At 57.1% G+C, this 17027-nt stretch carries 12 protein-coding genes; 8 read left to right on the top strand and 4 right to left on the bottom strand.

The annotated features are described in order from the left end of the window. Positions 1-46: 46 nt before the first annotated feature. From AC1DVF_RS13335 to AC1DVF_RS13325, 3 genes are all read right to left on the bottom strand, one after another. Entirely contained in the window at positions 47-1249 is a 1203-nt protein-coding gene (locus AC1DVF_RS13335) for an NAD(P)/FAD-dependent oxidoreductase (RefSeq protein ID WP_460090719.1), read from the bottom strand. 217 nt (positions 1250-1466) lie between these two features. Beyond that, on the bottom strand, positions 1467-1832 hold the full coding sequence (locus AC1DVF_RS13330) for a response regulator transcription factor (RefSeq protein WP_093433326.1): 366 nt from the start codon (positions 1830-1832) through the stop codon (positions 1467-1469). A 130-nt stretch (positions 1833-1962) separates the two neighbouring features. Further along, positions 1963-2970 carry a GlxA family transcriptional regulator gene (locus AC1DVF_RS13325; RefSeq protein WP_186624206.1) on the bottom strand — a complete coding sequence of 336 codons (1008 nt, stop codon included), beginning with the start codon at positions 2968-2970 and terminating at the stop codon, positions 1963-1965. A 202-nt stretch (positions 2971-3172) separates the two neighbouring features. Here AC1DVF_RS13325 and AC1DVF_RS13320 point away from each other — a divergent pair, with 202 nt between their 5' ends. From AC1DVF_RS13320 to AC1DVF_RS13290, 7 genes are all read left to right on the top strand, one after another. Beyond that, entirely contained in the window at positions 3173-3844 is a 672-nt protein-coding gene (locus AC1DVF_RS13320) for a response regulator transcription factor (RefSeq protein ID WP_258709754.1), read from the top strand. Between the two features lie 48 nt (positions 3845-3892). After that, positions 3893-9361, top strand: a complete 5469-nt coding sequence (locus AC1DVF_RS13315) for a trifunctional serine/threonine-protein kinase/ATP-binding protein/sensor histidine kinase (protein WP_477782580.1) — start codon at positions 3893-3895, stop codon at positions 9359-9361. A gap of 300 nt (positions 9362-9661) precedes the next feature. Beyond that, positions 9662-11062 carry a GABA permease gene (gabP, locus tag AC1DVF_RS13310; RefSeq protein WP_477782579.1) on the top strand — a complete coding sequence of 467 codons (1401 nt, stop codon included), beginning with the start codon at positions 9662-9664 and terminating at the stop codon, positions 11060-11062. Between the two features lie 87 nt (positions 11063-11149). After that, positions 11150-12250 carry a choline metabolism transcriptional regulator GbdR gene (gbdR, locus tag AC1DVF_RS13305; RefSeq protein WP_477782578.1) on the top strand — a complete coding sequence of 367 codons (1101 nt, stop codon included), beginning with the start codon at positions 11150-11152 and terminating at the stop codon, positions 12248-12250. A 134-nt stretch (positions 12251-12384) separates the two neighbouring features. Beyond that, positions 12385-12798 carry a PaaI family thioesterase gene (locus AC1DVF_RS13300; protein ID WP_095049916.1) on the top strand — a complete coding sequence of 138 codons (414 nt, stop codon included), beginning with the start codon at positions 12385-12387 and terminating at the stop codon, positions 12796-12798. A 341-nt stretch (positions 12799-13139) separates the two neighbouring features. Next, the gene (locus AC1DVF_RS13295) at positions 13140-14795 is read left to right on the top strand and encodes an AAA family ATPase (protein WP_477782577.1); all 1656 of its coding nucleotides are present in this window, start codon (positions 13140-13142) and stop codon (positions 14793-14795) included. A gap of 2 nt (positions 14796-14797) precedes the next feature. After that, positions 14798-15607 (top strand): hypothetical protein, encoded by an 810-nt coding sequence (locus AC1DVF_RS13290; protein ID WP_477782576.1) that lies wholly within the window; start codon positions 14798-14800, stop codon positions 15605-15607. Positions 15608-15804: 197 nt separating this feature from the next. Here the strand turns inward: AC1DVF_RS13290 and AC1DVF_RS13285 are convergent, their stop codons facing one another. Further along, entirely contained in the window at positions 15805-16323 is a 519-nt protein-coding gene (locus AC1DVF_RS13285) for a hypothetical protein (RefSeq protein ID WP_477782575.1), read from the bottom strand. 160 nt (positions 16324-16483) lie between these two features. Here AC1DVF_RS13285 and AC1DVF_RS13280 point away from each other — a divergent pair, with 160 nt between their 5' ends. Beyond that, positions 16484-17020, top strand: coding sequence for a DUF6680 family protein (locus AC1DVF_RS13280; protein ID WP_477782574.1), 537 nt, complete (start codon positions 16484-16486; stop codon positions 17018-17020). The last annotated feature ends 7 nt before the right edge of the window (positions 17021-17027 follow it).

Below are 17027 nucleotides of genomic sequence, written 5' to 3'. Positions count from 1 at the left end.
CCTTTTTATCAGGCAAGACATCGGTTCTTGGACAATGGGGGCGAGATCAGGCCACCGGAATCATCGGGTCGGCAGCGGCGAGGGCGGTGCGACGGTCAGCGGCCGGCGGGTAGATCCACACACTGTTGATTTGCGTCTTCAGTTCCTTGGCTTCGGCTTTCACCAGCTTCAGTTGGCGATCCCAGCCTTCGGTGTACACCGCGCCCCAAGCACCCAAATCGAGGCAGGTCACGTACTTCGGCTGACGGTAGGTGGTCGGCGTCACGCCAAGCAGATCAGCAATGGCGTTGTTGCCGGCATGACGACCAAGGCTGATCGCGTGCTGGCAGGACATCACCGAGGTATTGCCGACGTCGTCGGTGGCAGCACGGGCGACATCGCCGGCGGCGAACACGTGCTCAAGACCTTGCACTTTGAGATTGCCGTCGACGTGCAGACGCCCTTGGCCATCGCGTTCGGCATTGAGCTGTTCGGTCAGTGGACTGGCGCGGAAACCCACGGTCCAGATCACGGTATTGCTCTCGATGTGGCGACCGTCGGCGAGGGTGACGCCGTTGGCATCCACGGCGGCGACCGTGGCGTCGATGATCCACTCGATGCCCAGTTCTTTTGACGCTTCGATGATGGACGGACGGATGCCGTCGCCCATGGTCGCGGCGATGTCTTTGCTGCGATCAACGATGATCACTCGAATGTCTTGCAGCTCGCCGAGAATGGCGCGCAGACGGTTCGGCATTTCGGTCGCGGTTTCGATACCGGTGAAGCCACCACCGGCGATGACCACGGTGTTGCGCGCGGCGCTGGCCGGTTGGCTGGCCAGCGCGTGCAGGTGGCGCTCCAGGCGTGCCGCCGACTCGATCTGGTCGACGTCGAACGCATTCTCTTTCAGGCCCGGCACTGGCGGACGCGCCAGTTGACTGCCGCTGGCCAGCACCAGGCGATCGTAAGTCAGCTCACCCGGGCGACCGGCCTCATCGCGATAACCGACACGGCGTGCCTGGCTGTCAATGCTCTCGGCGGTGCCTTTGACGAAACGCACACCCACGGCAGCGAGCAGCGCATCCAGCGGCGCGTACATGCTGTGGACATCGGGTTCGTAGAAGCGCGGACGGATGCGCAGTTCGGCTTGCGGGGCGAGCAGTGTGATCTCCACATCGTGGCGGTCATGCATATCCAGCAAACGCGCGGCGCTCAACGTGCTCCACAGCCCGCCGAACCCCGCACCGATCACCAATAATTGCTGTTTCATAATGTGCTCCCTGATGCTGATGGATGGATAACCCGAGTTTTTTCCGACACTGGCGTGATGATCACTGGCCGCCGCAAACTGCTTGCCGTACTGCATGGCGCTTAATCGTCCGCTGTCGAAATCAATGCTATGGCGTGGGCGCTGCGGGCGCAGTTGTCCATCGGTGTGTGCGGATTACGCATGGGGCGAAGGGCGGTATACGAAGGTATCGAACACGCTACAGAGGACGGTTCAGGGCAAAGTCGATGTGGTTGAGAAGGGTGTCGGGCGGGAAGGGTTTGGGCAGACAAGCGATGACGCCGGGCGCGCGGGTGTGGAATTCTTCGGGATGGGCGGTGACGAAAATCACCGGAATGCGCCAGCCTTGTGCGCGTAATGCTTCGTGCAGTTGCGGGCCGCTCATGCCAGGCATCTGGATATCGGAGATCAGGCAGTGTGTCTGCGCCGGGCTTTTTGACTCAAGGAATGCCTGCGCGCCCGGATAGGTGAACACCTGATAACCGAAGGCGCGAAGCAAACCTGCGAGTGCATCGCGAATGGCCTCGTCGTCGTCAACCACCGCAATGACAACCTTATGCTGCATAGGGCTCCCTGGCCGGACGGGCACATATCGCGACTCCTGTCGTTCTTGCACCATACGCCGTCGGCACCGGCGCAAAACTATACCTAGGTATAGTCCGTGGAGACTTTTTGAGCGTCAGCGGTTTTCGGCATCAACCTTCGCGGCTGAAGCGGCTGCGGTAGTCGCGCGGTGAAATCGACAGGTGACGCTGGAAGCAGGCGCGCAGCCGCTCTTCATCACCGAAGCCGCAAAGACGCGCAACCTTGTCGATGGTGTGCGCCGAGTTCTCCAGCATGCGCCTGGCCGCTTCGAGGCGGAACAGTTCGATGGCTTTGGACGGCGTGCGCCCGGTGCTCTGCTTGTAGACGCGGGTGAAATTGCGCAGGCTCATTTTCGCCTGTTCGGCGAGTCGCTCTACAGTCAACTTCGGATCGTCGAGGTGATCGATCAGCCACAAGTGCAACGGGTCGAACTGCGGGCTGTCCTGCACCTGCGCTTGCAGCAATGTGCTGTATTGCGCCTGACCACCGGGGCGCTTGAGGTACACCACTAGCTCGCGGGCAACCTGCAACGCCACCTCGCGGCCGTAATCGGCCTCGACCAGCGCTAAGGCCAGATCGATACCGGCCGTGACCCCCGCCGAGGTCCAGACCTTGCCCTGCTGGATGAAGATCGCATCGGCATCCACGTCGATCGCCGGGAAGCGCTCGCGCAGGTTGTCGCACATGGCCCAGTGCGTGGCGGTGCGGCAGCCGTCGAGCAAACCGGACTGGGCCAGCAGGAAAGCGCCGCTGCACACCGACACCACTCGCCTCGCGACAGGGGCATTACGCCGCAACCACGCGGTAAGTTCGGCGTGCTCGTCGAGGGTCTGGCAGATATCGGGTGCGCCGGGTACGACGAGGGTGTGCAGCGCGGCAATGTCCAATTCGCGCAGCGCTCGGGTGTCCACGGCCAAACCTTCAACGGTATTGACCAAACCACCCTCAAGGCTGGCGGTGTGCAACTGATAACCGGGTTGGCATCTTTCGGCCAAGGCTTTGCTCGCGGCCCAGAACACCGTTTGCGCGCCACTGAGGTCGAGCAGGCTCATTCGCGGGTAGGCAATAAACACCACGTCGCGCGGTTCGGGCGTAGCGGTGAAGGGAATGCTGGACATTGAAATCCTGCCTGTTCAAACGGCTGAAGAAGGAGGGGAAAGGGCATGGCCGATTTTCAGGGGTTTCTGGCCTGTCGGCAATGCGCGTCGACTGCTAGCCTGCTGCGCGACCGTTTGGCTGGCCTCTGGCTGCGTTCGCCATCATGGACTAGATTTATTCACCTGCACATCGCACACGTTGCGATCTCGCCGAGGACTCACGATGACCCTGTGGTCGCATTCCAGCCCCAGCGCAGCCCCGTCCGTGCTGAGGGAACCGGTGGTTTATGTGGTCGACGACGACACCTCCATGCGTCAGGCCCTCGACGGTTTGCTGCGTTCGATCGGCCTGCAGGTGCAGACCTTTGAAACGTCCCGAGACTTCCTCGCTTCGGCCAAACGCGACGTGCCCGGTTGTCTGGTGCTCGATGTGCGTTTGCGCGGTGAAAGTGGCCTGACCTTTCAGGAGCAAATGGAAAAAAACGGCCTGCGCATTCCCGTCGTGTTCATGACCGGTCACGGCGATATCGCCATGAGCGTGAAGGCGATGAAGGCCGGCGCGGTGGATTTCCTGGCCAAGCCTTTTCGTGATCAGGACATGCTCGATGCGGTGGCCAGTGCTTTGGCCCGCGACAGTGCGCGACTGCTCGCCGAACAATCCGGCGCGGCGTTGCGTCAAGCCTACGAAACATTGACGGCACGTGAGCGCGAAGTGCTCGGTTTCGTCATTGGCGGGCTGATGAACAAGCAGATCGCCGCGCAACTCAACCTCAGCGAAGTGACGGTGAAAGTCCATCGCGGGCAGGTCATGAGGAAACTCGCTGCACGTTCGGTCGCCGATCTGGTGCGTATTGCCGAATCGCTGGGCATCGAGCCGGCGCGGCGGACAAGCTGAACCGAGCTTCAGCGCGTGACAGAAACCCCTTTGACGGTGTCGACTCCGATGGCCAGCAAACAACAGATTTTGTGGGACGACGGCGAGCGGGTGTTCTCCCGCAAACGAGGACAGGGGGAGAGCGCCAGCGTGCTGATAGTGCGTCCGGCAATCGCTCAGCCTTTGCCCGCAACCCTCGACCGGCTGGCGCATGAATACGGCCTCAAAGACGCTCTGCACAATGAATGGGCGCTGCAACCGCAAGCCCTTGAACGCGCGGGCGGAACCACGCACTTGTTATTCGACGACCCCGGCGGCGAGCCGCTGTCGCGTCTGCTGATCACGCCGCTGGACACTGAAACCTGCCTGTTGCACGCAATCAACATAGCCGTAGCGCTTGGCCGTTTGCACCTGTGCGGGCTGGTGCACAAGGATCTCAAACCGCAGCACATCCTTGTCAACTGCCATGACGGACAAGCCCGGTTGATGGGGTTCGGTCTAGCCTCGCGACTGCCGCGCGAACGTCAGGCCCCCGCGCCGCCAGAAACCATTGCCGGGACCCTGGCCTACATGGCGCCGGAACAAACCGGTCGAATGAATCGTTCGATCGATTCGCGCAGCGATTTGTATGCCTTTGGTGTGACGCTGTACCAGATGCTTACCGGCTCGCTGCCGTTCAACGCCAACGACCCGATGGAGTGGGTGCATTGCCACATTGCGCGGCAACCGATGCCTGCATGCGAACGCGTGGCCACGGTGCCGTTGATGCTCTCGCGGGTAGTCATGAAACTGCTCGCCAAGACCGCCGAAGCGCGCTACCAAACCGCCGCCGGCGTCGAACATGACTTGCGTCGTTGTCTGGACGACTGGCGTCGGGCGCGGCGGATCGATGTGTTCACGTTGAACGAGCAGGGCGCGATCGATCGCTTGCTGATCCCGGAAAAGCTCTACGGTCGTGAACGCGAAGTGCAAACCCTGATCGATGCTTTCGCCCAGGTGGTGCAGGCTCCTTCGCCGAAGCTGGTGCTGGTGTCCGGTTACTCCGGCATTGGTAAATCCTCGGTGGTCAGTGAACTGCACAAAGTGCTGGTGCCGTCGCGGGGATTGTTCGCCGCTGGCAAGTTCGATCAGTACAAGCGCGACATCCCCTATGCGACGCTGGTCCAGGCCTTTCAAGGATTGGTGCGAACGCTGCTGGGCAAGCGTCGCGAGGTGCTCGCTGACTGGCGTGCGGCGTTGTTGCAGGCACTGTCACCGAGTGCACGGTTGATGACCGAGCTGATCCCGGAACTCAAGTTGATTATCGGTGAACCGCCAGCGGTGCCGGAGCTTGAACCGCAGCAGGCGCAGCAGCGCTTCATGGCGGTGTTGCAGCGTTTCATCGGTGTGTTTGCTCGGCCGGAACATCCGTTGACGCTGTTTCTCGATGATCTGCAATGGCTCGACGCAGCGAYCCTCGATCTGCTCGAAGATCTGCTGACCCGCTCGGAGCTTGGGCATTTGCTGCTGGTGGGCGCGTACCGCAATAACGAGGTCGATGCCGACCACCCGCTCAGCGGCAAACTCAAAGTGCTGCGTAATGGCGGCGTGCATATCGACGAGATCTGCCTGACCTCGCTGGCCAGCGTGCACATCGAGCAACTGATCGCAGAATCCCTGCGCTGCCCACCCGCGAGCATCGTTGCCCTGGCGCGCCTGGTGCTGGAAAAGACCGGCGGCAATCCGTTTTTCGTCATCCAGTTTCTTCACGCGTTGGCCGAAGAACAGCTGCTGATCTACGACCACCAATTCAACCGTTGGCGCTGGGATCTGGCACTCATCAACGCCAAGGGCTACACCGATAACGTGGTCGATCTGATGGTTGGCAAACTGGCGCGTCTGCCGTTGGACACGCGTCAGGCCCTGCAACAATTGGCCTGCCTGGGCAACGTAGCGCGCATTGATACGCTGGCCACCGTGCTTGACCTGCCGACGGCGCGGGTGCACGCGGCGCTGTGGCCGGCGGTGCGCCAGGAACTGGTGGAGTTTCACGACGGTACTTGTGCGTTTGTCCATGACCGTATCCACGAGGCGGCATACTCACTAACCGCGGAAACCGAACGTGCGCAAACTCATCTGCGTATCGGCCGTTTGCTCGCCCTGCAGACGCCAGCGGAGGGGCGTGAAGACGCGATCTTCGAAATCGTCGGGCAACTCAATCGCGGCGCCAGTCTGATCAGCGCGCGGGCCGAACGCGAACAGCTGGCCGAATTCAACCTGCTCGCAGGTCAGCGTGCCAAGGCTTCGACCGCTTACACCTCAGCATTGAGCTACTTGGGCACGGGTGCTGCGTTGCTCGGCGAGCACGGTGATGACCGTCGCCATGAACTGGGGTTTGCTCTGGAGCTGAACCGCGCCGAGTGCGAATTTCTCACTGGGCAACTGGCACTGGCCGATGCGCGCCTGACTGCCCTGGCCGAGCGCGTCGAGACCACGGTAGAGCGGGCGGCAGTCACCTGTTTGTTGATGGATGTCTGCCTGCTGCTCGACCGCAGTGACCGTGCGGTGAATGTGTGCCTGACGTATTTACGTCAGGTCGGCATCGACTGGACGGCGCATCCGGACGATCAGCAGGTGCGCGCCGAATACCAACAGATCTGGAGGCAACTGGGTGAGCGCAGCATCGAGCAGTTGATCGACCTGCCACTGATGGAGGATCCGGCCACGCTGGTGACACTGGAAGCGTTGAGCAAACTGCTGGCCCCGGCGTTGCAGTCCGATGCGAACCTCGCCTGCCTGACCATATGCAAAGCCGTTAACCTGAGCCTGGAGCACGGTAATTGCGACGCCTCCTGCATGCTCTACGCCAATGTTGTGCGGGTTGCCGGGCGGCGCTTCGGCGATTATGCCAGCGGTTACCGCTTTGGCCGCTTGGGCTGCGATCTGGTCGACCGCCGTGGCCTTGCGCAATACGAAGCGCGTACCTACCTGTGCTTTTCGATCTTCGTGGTGCGCTGGATGCGCCCGGTGCGCGAGTGCCGCGAATTGCTGCGGCGTGCGCTCAGCGCCGGCAACCGCACCGGCGATTTGCCCTATGCAGCCTACGCTGGCAATAGCCTGATTTCCGACTTGCTGTTCATTGGCGAGCCGCTGGCGGAAGTGCAGGTGCAGGCTGAAACGGGTCTGGCTTACTCGCAAAGAATCCGCTTCGGTCTGGTGATCAGTTTCATGAGTTGCCAACGGGCACTGATCCGCATGTTGCGAGGGCAGACCCCGGTGTTTGGCAGTTTCAATGATGAAGAATTCGATGAGACACGCTTTGAGGCGAACCTCGCTGCTCCGGACCTGGCCTTGGCTCGGGGCAAGTACTGGGTGCGCAAGTTGCAGGCGCGTTATCTGGCCGGGGATTACGCAGCGGCCGCCGATTGCGCGGCGCAGGCCCGGGAACTGTTGTGGGTGATCTCCTCGTTTTTTGAAGAGGCCGAATTTCACTTTTACGCAGCGTTAACGTTGGCTGCCCACGGCGAAGCCGATACCGACCGATTGCAACGCTTGGGCGAGCACCACGATCAACTGCAAACCTGGGCGCAACAGTGTGCGGAAACCTTCGCCAGTCAGACGGCGCTGGTCGCAGCCGAAATCGCTCGGGTCACCGGGCAGTTGATCGAAGCCGAGATGCTGTACGAGCAAGCGATTCAGTTGGCCAGGGACAACGGCTTTGTGCATGTCGAAGCCTTGGCCAACGAACTCGCAGCGCGGTTCTACAGTGCCCGTGGTCTGAGCAAAATCGCCCGCCTGTACCTGCAAGATGCGCGCTACGGTTACTTGCGCTGGGGGGCAGAGGGCAAGGTGCGGCAACTGGAGCTACAGCACCGTTATCTGCGCAATGAAGATACGGTGCCCGGTCCGACTGCGACCATCGCCACCCCGGTCGAGCATCTGGATCTGGCCACGGTTCTCAAGGTGTCCCAGGCCGTTTCAGGCGAGATCGTGCTGGATCGACTGATCGAAATGGTCATGCGCACCGCTATCGAACAGGCTGGCGCCGAGCATGGCCGGCTGATTCTGATCGAAGGCGAGGCGCCGTATATCGACGCGAAAACCAGTGTCGGTGACGACAGCGCGCTGCTTTGCCATGAGCCGGTAAGTTCATCGATGCTGGCCGAATCGGTGCTCTACCAGACCCTGCGCACCGGTGAAAATCTGTGTCTGGACGATGCCGTCGCCGATCCGGCATTTGCCGCTGATCTGTACATTCATCAACGCGGCGCTCGCTCGATCCTGTGCCTGCCGTTGATGAATCAGGGCCGGATTGCCGGGGCGCTGTACCTGGAGAACAATCTATCTGCGGGTGTGTTCAGTCCGGCGCGCATTGCCGTATTGCGATTGGTGGCTTCGCAGGCGGCGATCTCGCTGGACAACGCGCGGCTGTATCGAGACGTCGCCGAGCGCGAGGCGAGGATTCGCCGGTTGGTCGACGCCAATATCATCGGCATCATCGTCTGGAGTGTCGACGGTGAAATCATTGAGGCCAACGACGCGTTCCTGCGCATGGTCGGTTACGAGCGCGACGATCTGCTGTCAGGCAGGGTGCATTGGCGCGACATGACACCGCCGCCACTGCGCATGAAAAGTGAAGCCGCGCTGGCGACGGCAATCCGCACCGGGCGCGCCCAGCCGTTCGAGAAGGAATACATCCGCAAGGACGGCACTCGCCTGCCGGTGATCGTCGGTCTGGCCGCATTCGAAGCCAGTCAGCAGCAGGGCGTGGCCTTCGTGCTTGACCTGAGCGAACGCAAACAGGCCGAAGAGCAAGTGCGCGAAGGCGAGCGCCGATATCGCCAGGTACAAGCGGAACTGGCCCACGCTAATCGCGTGGCGACCATGGGCCAGTTGGCAGCGTCCATTGCCCATGAAGTCAACCAGCCAATCGCCGCCACCGTGATCAATGCCAACGCGGCGTTGCGCTGGCTCGGCGCGCAACCGCCGAACACCGATGAAGTTGAACAGGGCCTCAGACGCATCATCAACGACGGTAACCGCGCGGCCGACGTGCTCGGACGTATCCGCGCATTGATCCGCAAAACACCGCCGCAACGACATCCGGTGGACCTCAACGCGGTAGTGGGCGAGATGGTCGGGTTTACCCGGGGTGAAGCGGCCCGCTATGGCGCGGCGGTCACCACGCGCCTTGTCAACGATTTGCCTGCCGTGCTGGTTGACCGCGTCGAGCTGCAACAGGTGCTGCTCAATCTGATCATCAACGGTCTGGAGGCCATGGCGGTGATCGAGGAGGGCGAGCGTCGGTTAATCATTGTCAGCGAGTCTGTCGGGAAAGACGTGCGGATTGTCGTAAGCGACTCGGGACCGGGATTTGCCTGCGATCAGGTGGAGGAGGTTTTCACCGCGTTCTACACCACCAAAGTCACCGGGTTGGGGATGGGGTTGTCGATCTGCCGGTCGATCATCGAAGCCCATGACGGTCACTTGTGGGCGGAGGCGAACGCGCCGTGTGGGGCGCGTGTGGTGTTTACGTTGCCGGGGTGTGCGGGGAGGTGAGGGCGAGATGAGGGTATCTGTCGTCAGATACTGGGTGACTTATCGGTATTCATTGCGACCGATTGGTTTCGATATGTCGATATCAGACACAACCATGACGCAATCAGGCTACTGAATCATCTGACAGGCCGGGTAAGGTGACGCGTCTTCACATCAAAATAATCCCATCCAGATCATGGGGTTGATAAGAACTGCGGCGGTTGAAGGGGGCTTCTTTCGGGGGGCTCGGCAGGCAACGACAGTGCTCGATTGCCTTGGTCAACTCGCTAGAATGTCGTTCAGCAGAGAATAAAAAAACCAATGATCAGCCCGAACTCAACGGATTCGAGTAGCCAATTGGCGCAGGGCTTCAAGCCTCGTCACGTCACTATGTTGTCCATTGCCGGGATTATCGGCGCCGGATTGTTCGTAGGTTCAGGACATGCCATTGCGGCGGCGGGGCCGGCGGTTCTGCTGGCTTATCTGTTCTCCGGTTTGCTCGTTGTGCTGGTCATGCGCATGCTCGGCGAGATGGCGRTGGCTAACCCCGACACTGGCTCTTTTTCGACCTATGCCGACCAGGCCATCGGACGCTGGGCCGGCTTCACTATCGGCTGGTTGTACTGGTGGTTCTGGGTTTTGGTGATTCCCATCGAAGCGCTCGCCGCCGGCCATGTGCTGAACCAATGGTTTCCGCAGGTCGATGCCTGGCTGTTCGCGTTGGGCTCAATCATTGCGCTGGTGGTGACCAACCTGTTCAGCGTGGCCAAGTACGGTGAATTCGAGTTCTGGTTCGCCATGGCCAAGGTCGTGGCGATCATCGGTTTTATCGGCGTCGGTTTTGCCGTGTTGATGGGCTGGGTGCCGGATCGTGAAGTCAGCGGCTTGAGTGGGTTGATGGCCGAGCACGGTGGGTTTGCACCCAACGGCTTGTCAGCGGTGGTCGGTGCGTTCATCACCATCATGTTCAGCTTCATCGGTACCGAAGCGGTGACCATCGCCGCCGCCGAATCGAATGACCCGTCGCGAAACATTGCCAAGGCCACCCGTTCGGTGATCTGGCGCATTGGCGTGTTTTACCTGCTGTCGATCTTCGTGGTGATCTCCGTGGTGCCCTGGAATGATCCGTTGCTGGCCTCGGTCGGCTCTTATCAGCGCGCTCTTGAAATCATGAACATTCCCCACGCTAAGTTCATGGTCGACGTCGTCGTGCTGATTGCCGTGGCCAGTTGCATGAACTCCTCGATCTACATTGCTTCGCGGATGCTGTACTCGCTGGGCCGGCGTGGCGATGCACCGAAAGCGCTGAAGGCGACCTCTTCTGACGGTGTGCCGCGCGCAGCGGTCATCGCCAGCACCGTGCTCGGTGCGTCGATCACTGTGTGGAGCTACTTCATGCCTGCCGGGCTGTTTGAATTCCTGCTGGCCAGCTCCGGAGCGATTGCCCTGTTGGTGTACCTCGCCATCGCGGTGTCGCAGTTGCGCATGCGGCGGATATTGCAACAGCGCAACGTCGAGCTGACCTTCCGCATGTGGCTGTTTCCCTGGTTGACATGGCTGGTGATCGTATTCATCTGCGCCGCGCTGGCGGTGATGATGATCACCCCGCAACACCGCACTGAAGTCACCACAACCATTGGCCTGGCGCTGGCGATTTCCTTCATTGGCCTGTTGACGTCGCGTCATCCCGCGCCAGCGGCGAGGGTCACGTCGGTGGGGTAGGCGGTTGCGCCAAACCTGATACTCCCTCCACGTATGTCGGAGGGAATGGCAGACGCCTGCGTCGCGACCGATTTTTATGAGGCCATGATGTCATCGATCCCCTCCGTAGCCGACGGTGCAACCCAATCCGTAGGGTTTCTGCTGTTGGACAAATTTACCCTGATGTCATTGGCGTCCGCCGTCGAGCCCTTGCGCATGGCCAATCAACTGACGGGGCGAACGCTGTATCGCTGGCATACCTTCAGCCCCAATGGCGCGGCGGTCTGGGCCAGCGATGGCGTGCCGATCACCCCGGATGGGTCGTGGAGCAATCCCTCCGTGGCCGACACGGTTATCGTCTGCGGTGGCGTCGGCATCCAGAGCGCAATTACCCGCGAGCACACGACGTGGCTGCAAGCCTTGGCGCGACAGTCCAAGCGCTTGGGCGGGGTGTGCACCGGTAGCTGGGCGCTCGCCAAAGCCGGGTTGCTCGACGGCTACGAGTGCAGCGTGCACTGGGAATTTCTGGCGGCGATGCAGGAAGCTTTTCCGCGCGTCAATGTCAGCACCAGTCTGTTTACCCTCGACCGCAACCGCTTCACCAGCTCCGGCGGCACCGCGCCGCTGGACATGATGCTGCACCTGATTGCGCGCGATCATGGTCGTGAACTGGCCACCGCCATCTCCGAGATGTTCGTCTACGAACGCATCCGCAATGAGCAGGATCACCAACGCGTACCGCTCAAGCATGTGGTCGGCACGCATCAGCCCAAGTTGCAAGAAGTGGTGGCGTTGATGGAGGCCAATCTTGAGGAGCCGATCGACCTGGATAACCTGGCCGAATACGTCGACCTGTCACGTCGACAGCTGGAGCGGCTGTTTCAGAAATACCTGCAATGCACGCCGTCGCGCTACTACTTGCGGTTGCGGCTGATTCGCGCACGACAACTGCTCAAACAGACGTCCTTGTCGATCGTTGAGCTGGCGTACGTGTGCGGGTTCGTCTCAACACCGCATTTCTCCAAATGCTACCGCGAGCATTTTGGCGTGCCGCCGAGTGATGAGCGCTCCGGCTCTGAGATGAGTCGCAAACCGGTAGCGCAGCCGTCAACAATCAAACCGCTGACGACGCTCGACCAAGCGCGCAACGAATCGACGTTTGCCAGTGTTCGAATGATGGAACGTGGCGATCTGGCGTCCACGGGATGATCGGTCGGTCCTGCTTCGACAGTTGATCACTGGAGATTCCGCATCCGTATAGTTCTTGCCCCATCAGACGATTGCCAATAAACCCTCCCATTAAGGTCAATGAAGCCGGTGAGTCACCGGCACCAGGAGGGACCATGGACGCCATCGCAATTCCTGAAGGTTTCACCGCGTTTACCCGCAGCAGCCCGTTGCTTGATTTGCTGGGCCCGATCTACGCGAGGGGCAGCGGGCTGCAACTGGAACTGGGTTTGTTAACCGACTCACGCCATGCGAATGGCCGTGGCACCTTGCATGGCGGCGTATTGGCAACGTTGGCCGATGTCGGGATGGGTTACGCCATGGCGTTTTCCAGCGACCCTCCACAGCCATTGATCACGGCGAGCATGACCCTGGATTATCTCGGCGCCGTGCAGATGAACGAGTGGCTGGAAGTCCGTTTGGAGTACTCGAAAAAAGGCCGGCAACTGGCGTTTGCTGCTGTTAGTTTGCATGTTGGGGAGCGTACGGTTGCGCGGGCCAGTGCGGTGTTTGCGGTGCCGATGGGTTGAAAATGTGTGTTCATCAAGCGGTGGGTCATCGATGGACTGCGTCTTGGGCAATAGCGGGTGAGTGTTTGCATGTCTTGGATGAGGCGATATCCGCTCACAAACGACTGCTGTCGGCCAAAAGCGGACGTTCGCAACCGTCCGCTGACGACCAGAAGCGGTCATTCAGATGCGTCCATGGACCCCGGGGCGATTCAGACTATCCAAACCAGCTTTTACATTTGCCAGTGAAGCTGCTCTCATCACTCTCGTCCTGTGGTTGCTTGATCAGGTGCCACTCTTAAGTGTCAAAGTGCTAGTATCGCGGCCATTCAAGGTTGCGAGAACACGGAAAGGAGTAAGGCATGTCATGGACTATTAAGCTAGAGGAAGTACCCGAAGGTCTTGATAAATACATATATATAGGCCCCTCAAAGGCTGGCTGGAATGATTTCGGATATAACTACCACGCGTCGATGCACTTTAACTACAAAGGTAGGACTATCATTCTCAGCGGATTTGTAATTCCGTTGAATATTGAAACACAAGAGCCTTATGGCTATCTCTCCGGCGCACCTCGGGGCGAGATTCGGCGTTTTGTAAGTTTGCTGGCTAACCCTATGGAGTACAGGGATTTGGCCCGCCAGCTCTCTATAGAGGCTTATAAATTTGTGCTAGAGGCATTGCATGAAGTATCTTACTGCCGCTATGCTGGCATAGAAAGTTATACTCATGTTATCCAGGCGGAGCCATTCAGACTCGGCATTCTTCGCTATCAGGACGCCTATTTATCCCTGATTAATGGTGCTGCTAATGCTTTCGTCCAGCCTCCCATGGGAGATGCAAAAGTTCCATTTAGTTTCAGTACTTTGCTTCCTGGAACAGACAATTTTATAAATCTTGATGTAAGTTTTCGCGAGCATAAATATTTTGATGACAGGGTTCACTGCCTAATAGGTGTAAATGGTACAGGTAAAACTAATCTGCTAGCGCGGCTTGCTGTTGAGGCCGCTTCCGTCTCGAATAATGAGTGTGTCGGCCCACCCACAATTTTATTTTCAGAAAAGGGAATGGTAGAGAGGTTTGATGGATCCACATTGAACACCCCGAAAGGCTTTAGATTTAATCGGGTGGTATCCTACTATTCAGACCCTTCCTCTGCTTTACCCCGCTTCAGCAAACTCGGAAGCTTTGAGTATCATGCTTTCAATACGACCTCCAAGAAAGAAAGTGAGGAGTTTCATCAAAACCTTTCTTATTTGTTGGTTACCTTGTTAAGGCTTACGGATGACCAGTTCGCGCGGGAGAAAAGTAAAATTTTCAACGATGCGCTGTCTGGGTTCATGCCAATGCATTTGCTAGCTATACCAGTTACCGCGGATTGCCCTGGAAACTCCTGCGTAAAAGATAAAGATGGCAATGGCTGGAGTTTCGTTAATCAGATAAATGGTGAGCAGCGCACCTTGGATGTTCTCGGGACTATCGATACTGCGCGGGAGCCTGGTTTTTTAACTGCTAACGAAAGCAAAGTAATCGATTTGAGCAGTGGACAACGCAGCATGTTCCATTTTGCACTGCATTTTCTCAATATGGCTGGTGAAGGTACGCTGCTGATTATTGATGAGCCGGAGACCTATCTCCATCCAAATCTCGTAAGTGATTATATGATGCTTCTTTACAATATCCTGGAGCGGACGTCGTCAATTGCCATAATCGCCACGCATTCTGCCTACGTTGTGCGCGAAGTTCCAACCCATTGCGTGCATATTCTAGAGCGAAACGGTAGAACTGCATCCATTAGTCGGCCGTATCTCCAAACTTTGGGTGCGAACGTTGCGGAGATTTCTTTGGCTGTTTTTGGTGATAGCACCGTAGACGCCTATCACCGAAAGGTAAGTGAAGCTATTTCTAGAACGAATATGTCATTTGAGAAAATATTGGTTGAGTATCGAGATATTTTCAATGTTGACATGTTGATGGAGATTAAGGATCGAATGAGCAATCCGGAGGAGTATGATTGATCATGCAACCGTTCAGTCATGTAAATCCGATTGATGATTTGAAAAACCTTAACTCACTCACAAATGGCTATGGAGATTTGCACGGAACCTACGCGAAAATAGAGAAAGCTTACAAAGGTTACGTCGTAACCTCTGGATCACCCCACTTGAAAGCGATAGGTTTGTCAACGACGCAACAAAATTGTTTGCACGCAGCCTATACGAACGCGGCTAAAAAATTCGGGCTGGATTGGATTCCGCTACTGCGATCTGAGTTACTTGGCTCATGTCCTATGTGCGGGAACTCAGCACTAGGGACGGTTGAGCATTATTTGCCAAAAACACCGTTCCCTGAGTTTTCCGTATTCAGCTTAAATCTTGTTCCGTCTTGTAGTTCGTGTAATCAAAAGCGGGGCAGTAAGCACGCAAACGGCGTGAAACATCAGTTACTGCATCCGATATTTGATGAGGACATGCTGAAAAAATTAAGGCTGGTGACACAATTCGATACCTCGGAGTCTGTTCTAAAGTTCGAGATAGGTTTCAATAGTCAAATATTCACAGTTAATGAAGGGGATCGAATCTGGGCTCATATCAATATGTGTGTGGATCTTTCTGCATTCAAGCGGGCTACGATGGTACAAATTAGTAAGACTGCAGCGCGAGTTAAGAGGAAAGGCGTCGCCGACTGGAAATCAGTTATCTTGGAAGACTTGGAAACAATGTGTGATGCGAGTTTGGAGTATGGTTGGGAAGCTTCATGTCTACGTGGACTTCTAGAAGTGGATAAGAGTCAACTATCTAGCGTGTTGCTGCCTAAAATGCTGCGCTGAATAAAGTTGATATAAAGGTAGATCCTGACAGAAGATTTTTAGGCGGAGTTCAATAAAAAGCGGACTGATTTATTTCCAAGATATAAATCAGCCCCTATTTCAGTTGAAGCGGCCATTCATGCGCCCAACAGCAATAAGGTTTTACATCAGAGGGTCAATCCGGCCGACGAGTTCTTTTGTTGGAAAGTACAATATACCTAGGGTTGCCAGTGCTCTTCAATTTGCCACAACGGACCATTGCTGGCAATACTGCGGATACTTTGAATAAGTTGTTCATATTGCGTGCGGTCTAAATTTTGCCACTTGTATTGCTTGCTCAGTTTTGTACCTTTTACTGAGTCTATTGCTTGAAGAAGAATACTATCGATGGGAGGGTGGATTTGGCTGGCAAGTCTGCAATTTTGGCTGCTGTGAAGGACCCAGGCGCCTTTCAAATAAACTGAGATCAACTTTGCCAAAACACCGAAGCTGACTTCCTTCTGATGCTCTGTCTTTAGAAAAGCGATAGCTCGCTCGACCCAATTGTAAAATAACGCATCAAACTGTTCCGCCGTCGGTGCTGGAGCTGGTTTCTGGGTCAGGTACTCAATGGCGCCGCTGCGTTGGAGTGCGCCCAGGAGCTCCTTCCGCCGAGCCTTCGCGGAACCCGCCTGCGCCGCACGACAGGCCGCCCATGAGTAGAAATGTTTCTGAGCGACCGCGAGTGAGTATGTCATGTAGAACTCTAACGTTTGGTTATCTAAGGAGTATGAGAAAGACCAAGAATTGACTAAAAGTTCATAGATTGCAATCCTTGAACATCCTTGCGGGATCAACTATAAGGATAATGAGGTCTCGTTCGCACATCGGACCACTGCCTTGATGGGGAGAGTTTACATGACACCAGAAGCACTAGCTCAAGCCCAACTAGAATTAGCGCAACTTCAGCTTTGGGTCACGGCAATCGCCATTTTTGCCGGGCCACTCGCGGGAGTCGTTTTTACACTCTGGTTTCAAACAAGGAAAGACAAACTGGAAGCCAAGCGTAAATTATTCCTTACTCTTGTCGCGGAGAGAAAAGGGCTTCTAATTTCCCAGCAAGTCGCCCAAGCACTAAATACTATCGATGTAGTGTATGCTGACAACAAAAATATCAAAGCGCTCTGGCATAAATATTATGCTCTGCTATCTCTTCCGCCTAGCCAGGATCGCGACCATACTTGGATTGAGCTTATTGGCGCGATGTCRCAAGAATTAAAATATTCAAAGTTCAGTCAAACCGACATTGATAAATTCTATATCCCTCAAGGGCACGCGGATGACATAGAATTTCAGAGAAAAATTGCACAGCAGTGGTCGAGGGTTCTTGAGAATACTGAAAACATTGTTGTTACAGCTCGAAAGGATGGGGGCAGCAATACACCTGAAAAATGAGCCTGCA

The sequence above is a fragment of the Pseudomonas sp. P4_D7 genome (genome assembly GCF_056401755.1).
The sequence above is the reverse complement of the archived record's forward strand: the minus strand, read 5'-3'. Positions and strand labels throughout refer to the sequence as shown.

Bases quoted from the DNA above. Each gene is read 5' to 3' on its own strand.
- AC1DVF_RS13325 (WP_186624206.1), bottom strand. From the start codon at position 2,970: ATGTCCAGCATTCCCTTCACCGCTACGCCCGAACCGCGCGACGTGGTG.
- AC1DVF_RS13285 (WP_477782575.1), bottom strand. From the start codon at position 16,323: ATGACATACTCACTCGCGGTCGCTCAGAAACATTTCTACTCATGGGCG.
- AC1DVF_RS13335 (WP_460090719.1), bottom strand. From the start codon at position 1,249: ATGAAACAGCAATTATTGGTGATCGGTGCGGGGTTCGGCGGGCTGTGG.
- gbdR (WP_477782578.1), top strand. From the start codon at position 11,150: ATGTCATCGATCCCCTCCGTAGCCGACGGTGCAACCCAATCCGTAGGG.
- AC1DVF_RS13330 (WP_093433326.1), bottom strand. From the start codon at position 1,832: ATGCAGCATAAGGTTGTCATTGCGGTGGTTGACGACGACGAGGCCATT.
- AC1DVF_RS13290 (WP_477782576.1), top strand. From the start codon at position 14,798: ATGCAACCGTTCAGTCATGTAAATCCGATTGATGATTTGAAAAACCTT.
- AC1DVF_RS13295 (WP_477782577.1), top strand. From the start codon at position 13,140: ATGTCATGGACTATTAAGCTAGAGGAAGTACCCGAAGGTCTTGATAAA.
- AC1DVF_RS13320 (WP_258709754.1), top strand. From the start codon at position 3,173: ATGACCCTGTGGTCGCATTCCAGCCCCAGCGCAGCCCCGTCCGTGCTG.
- AC1DVF_RS13300 (WP_095049916.1), top strand. From the start codon at position 12,385: ATGGACGCCATCGCAATTCCTGAAGGTTTCACCGCGTTTACCCGCAGC.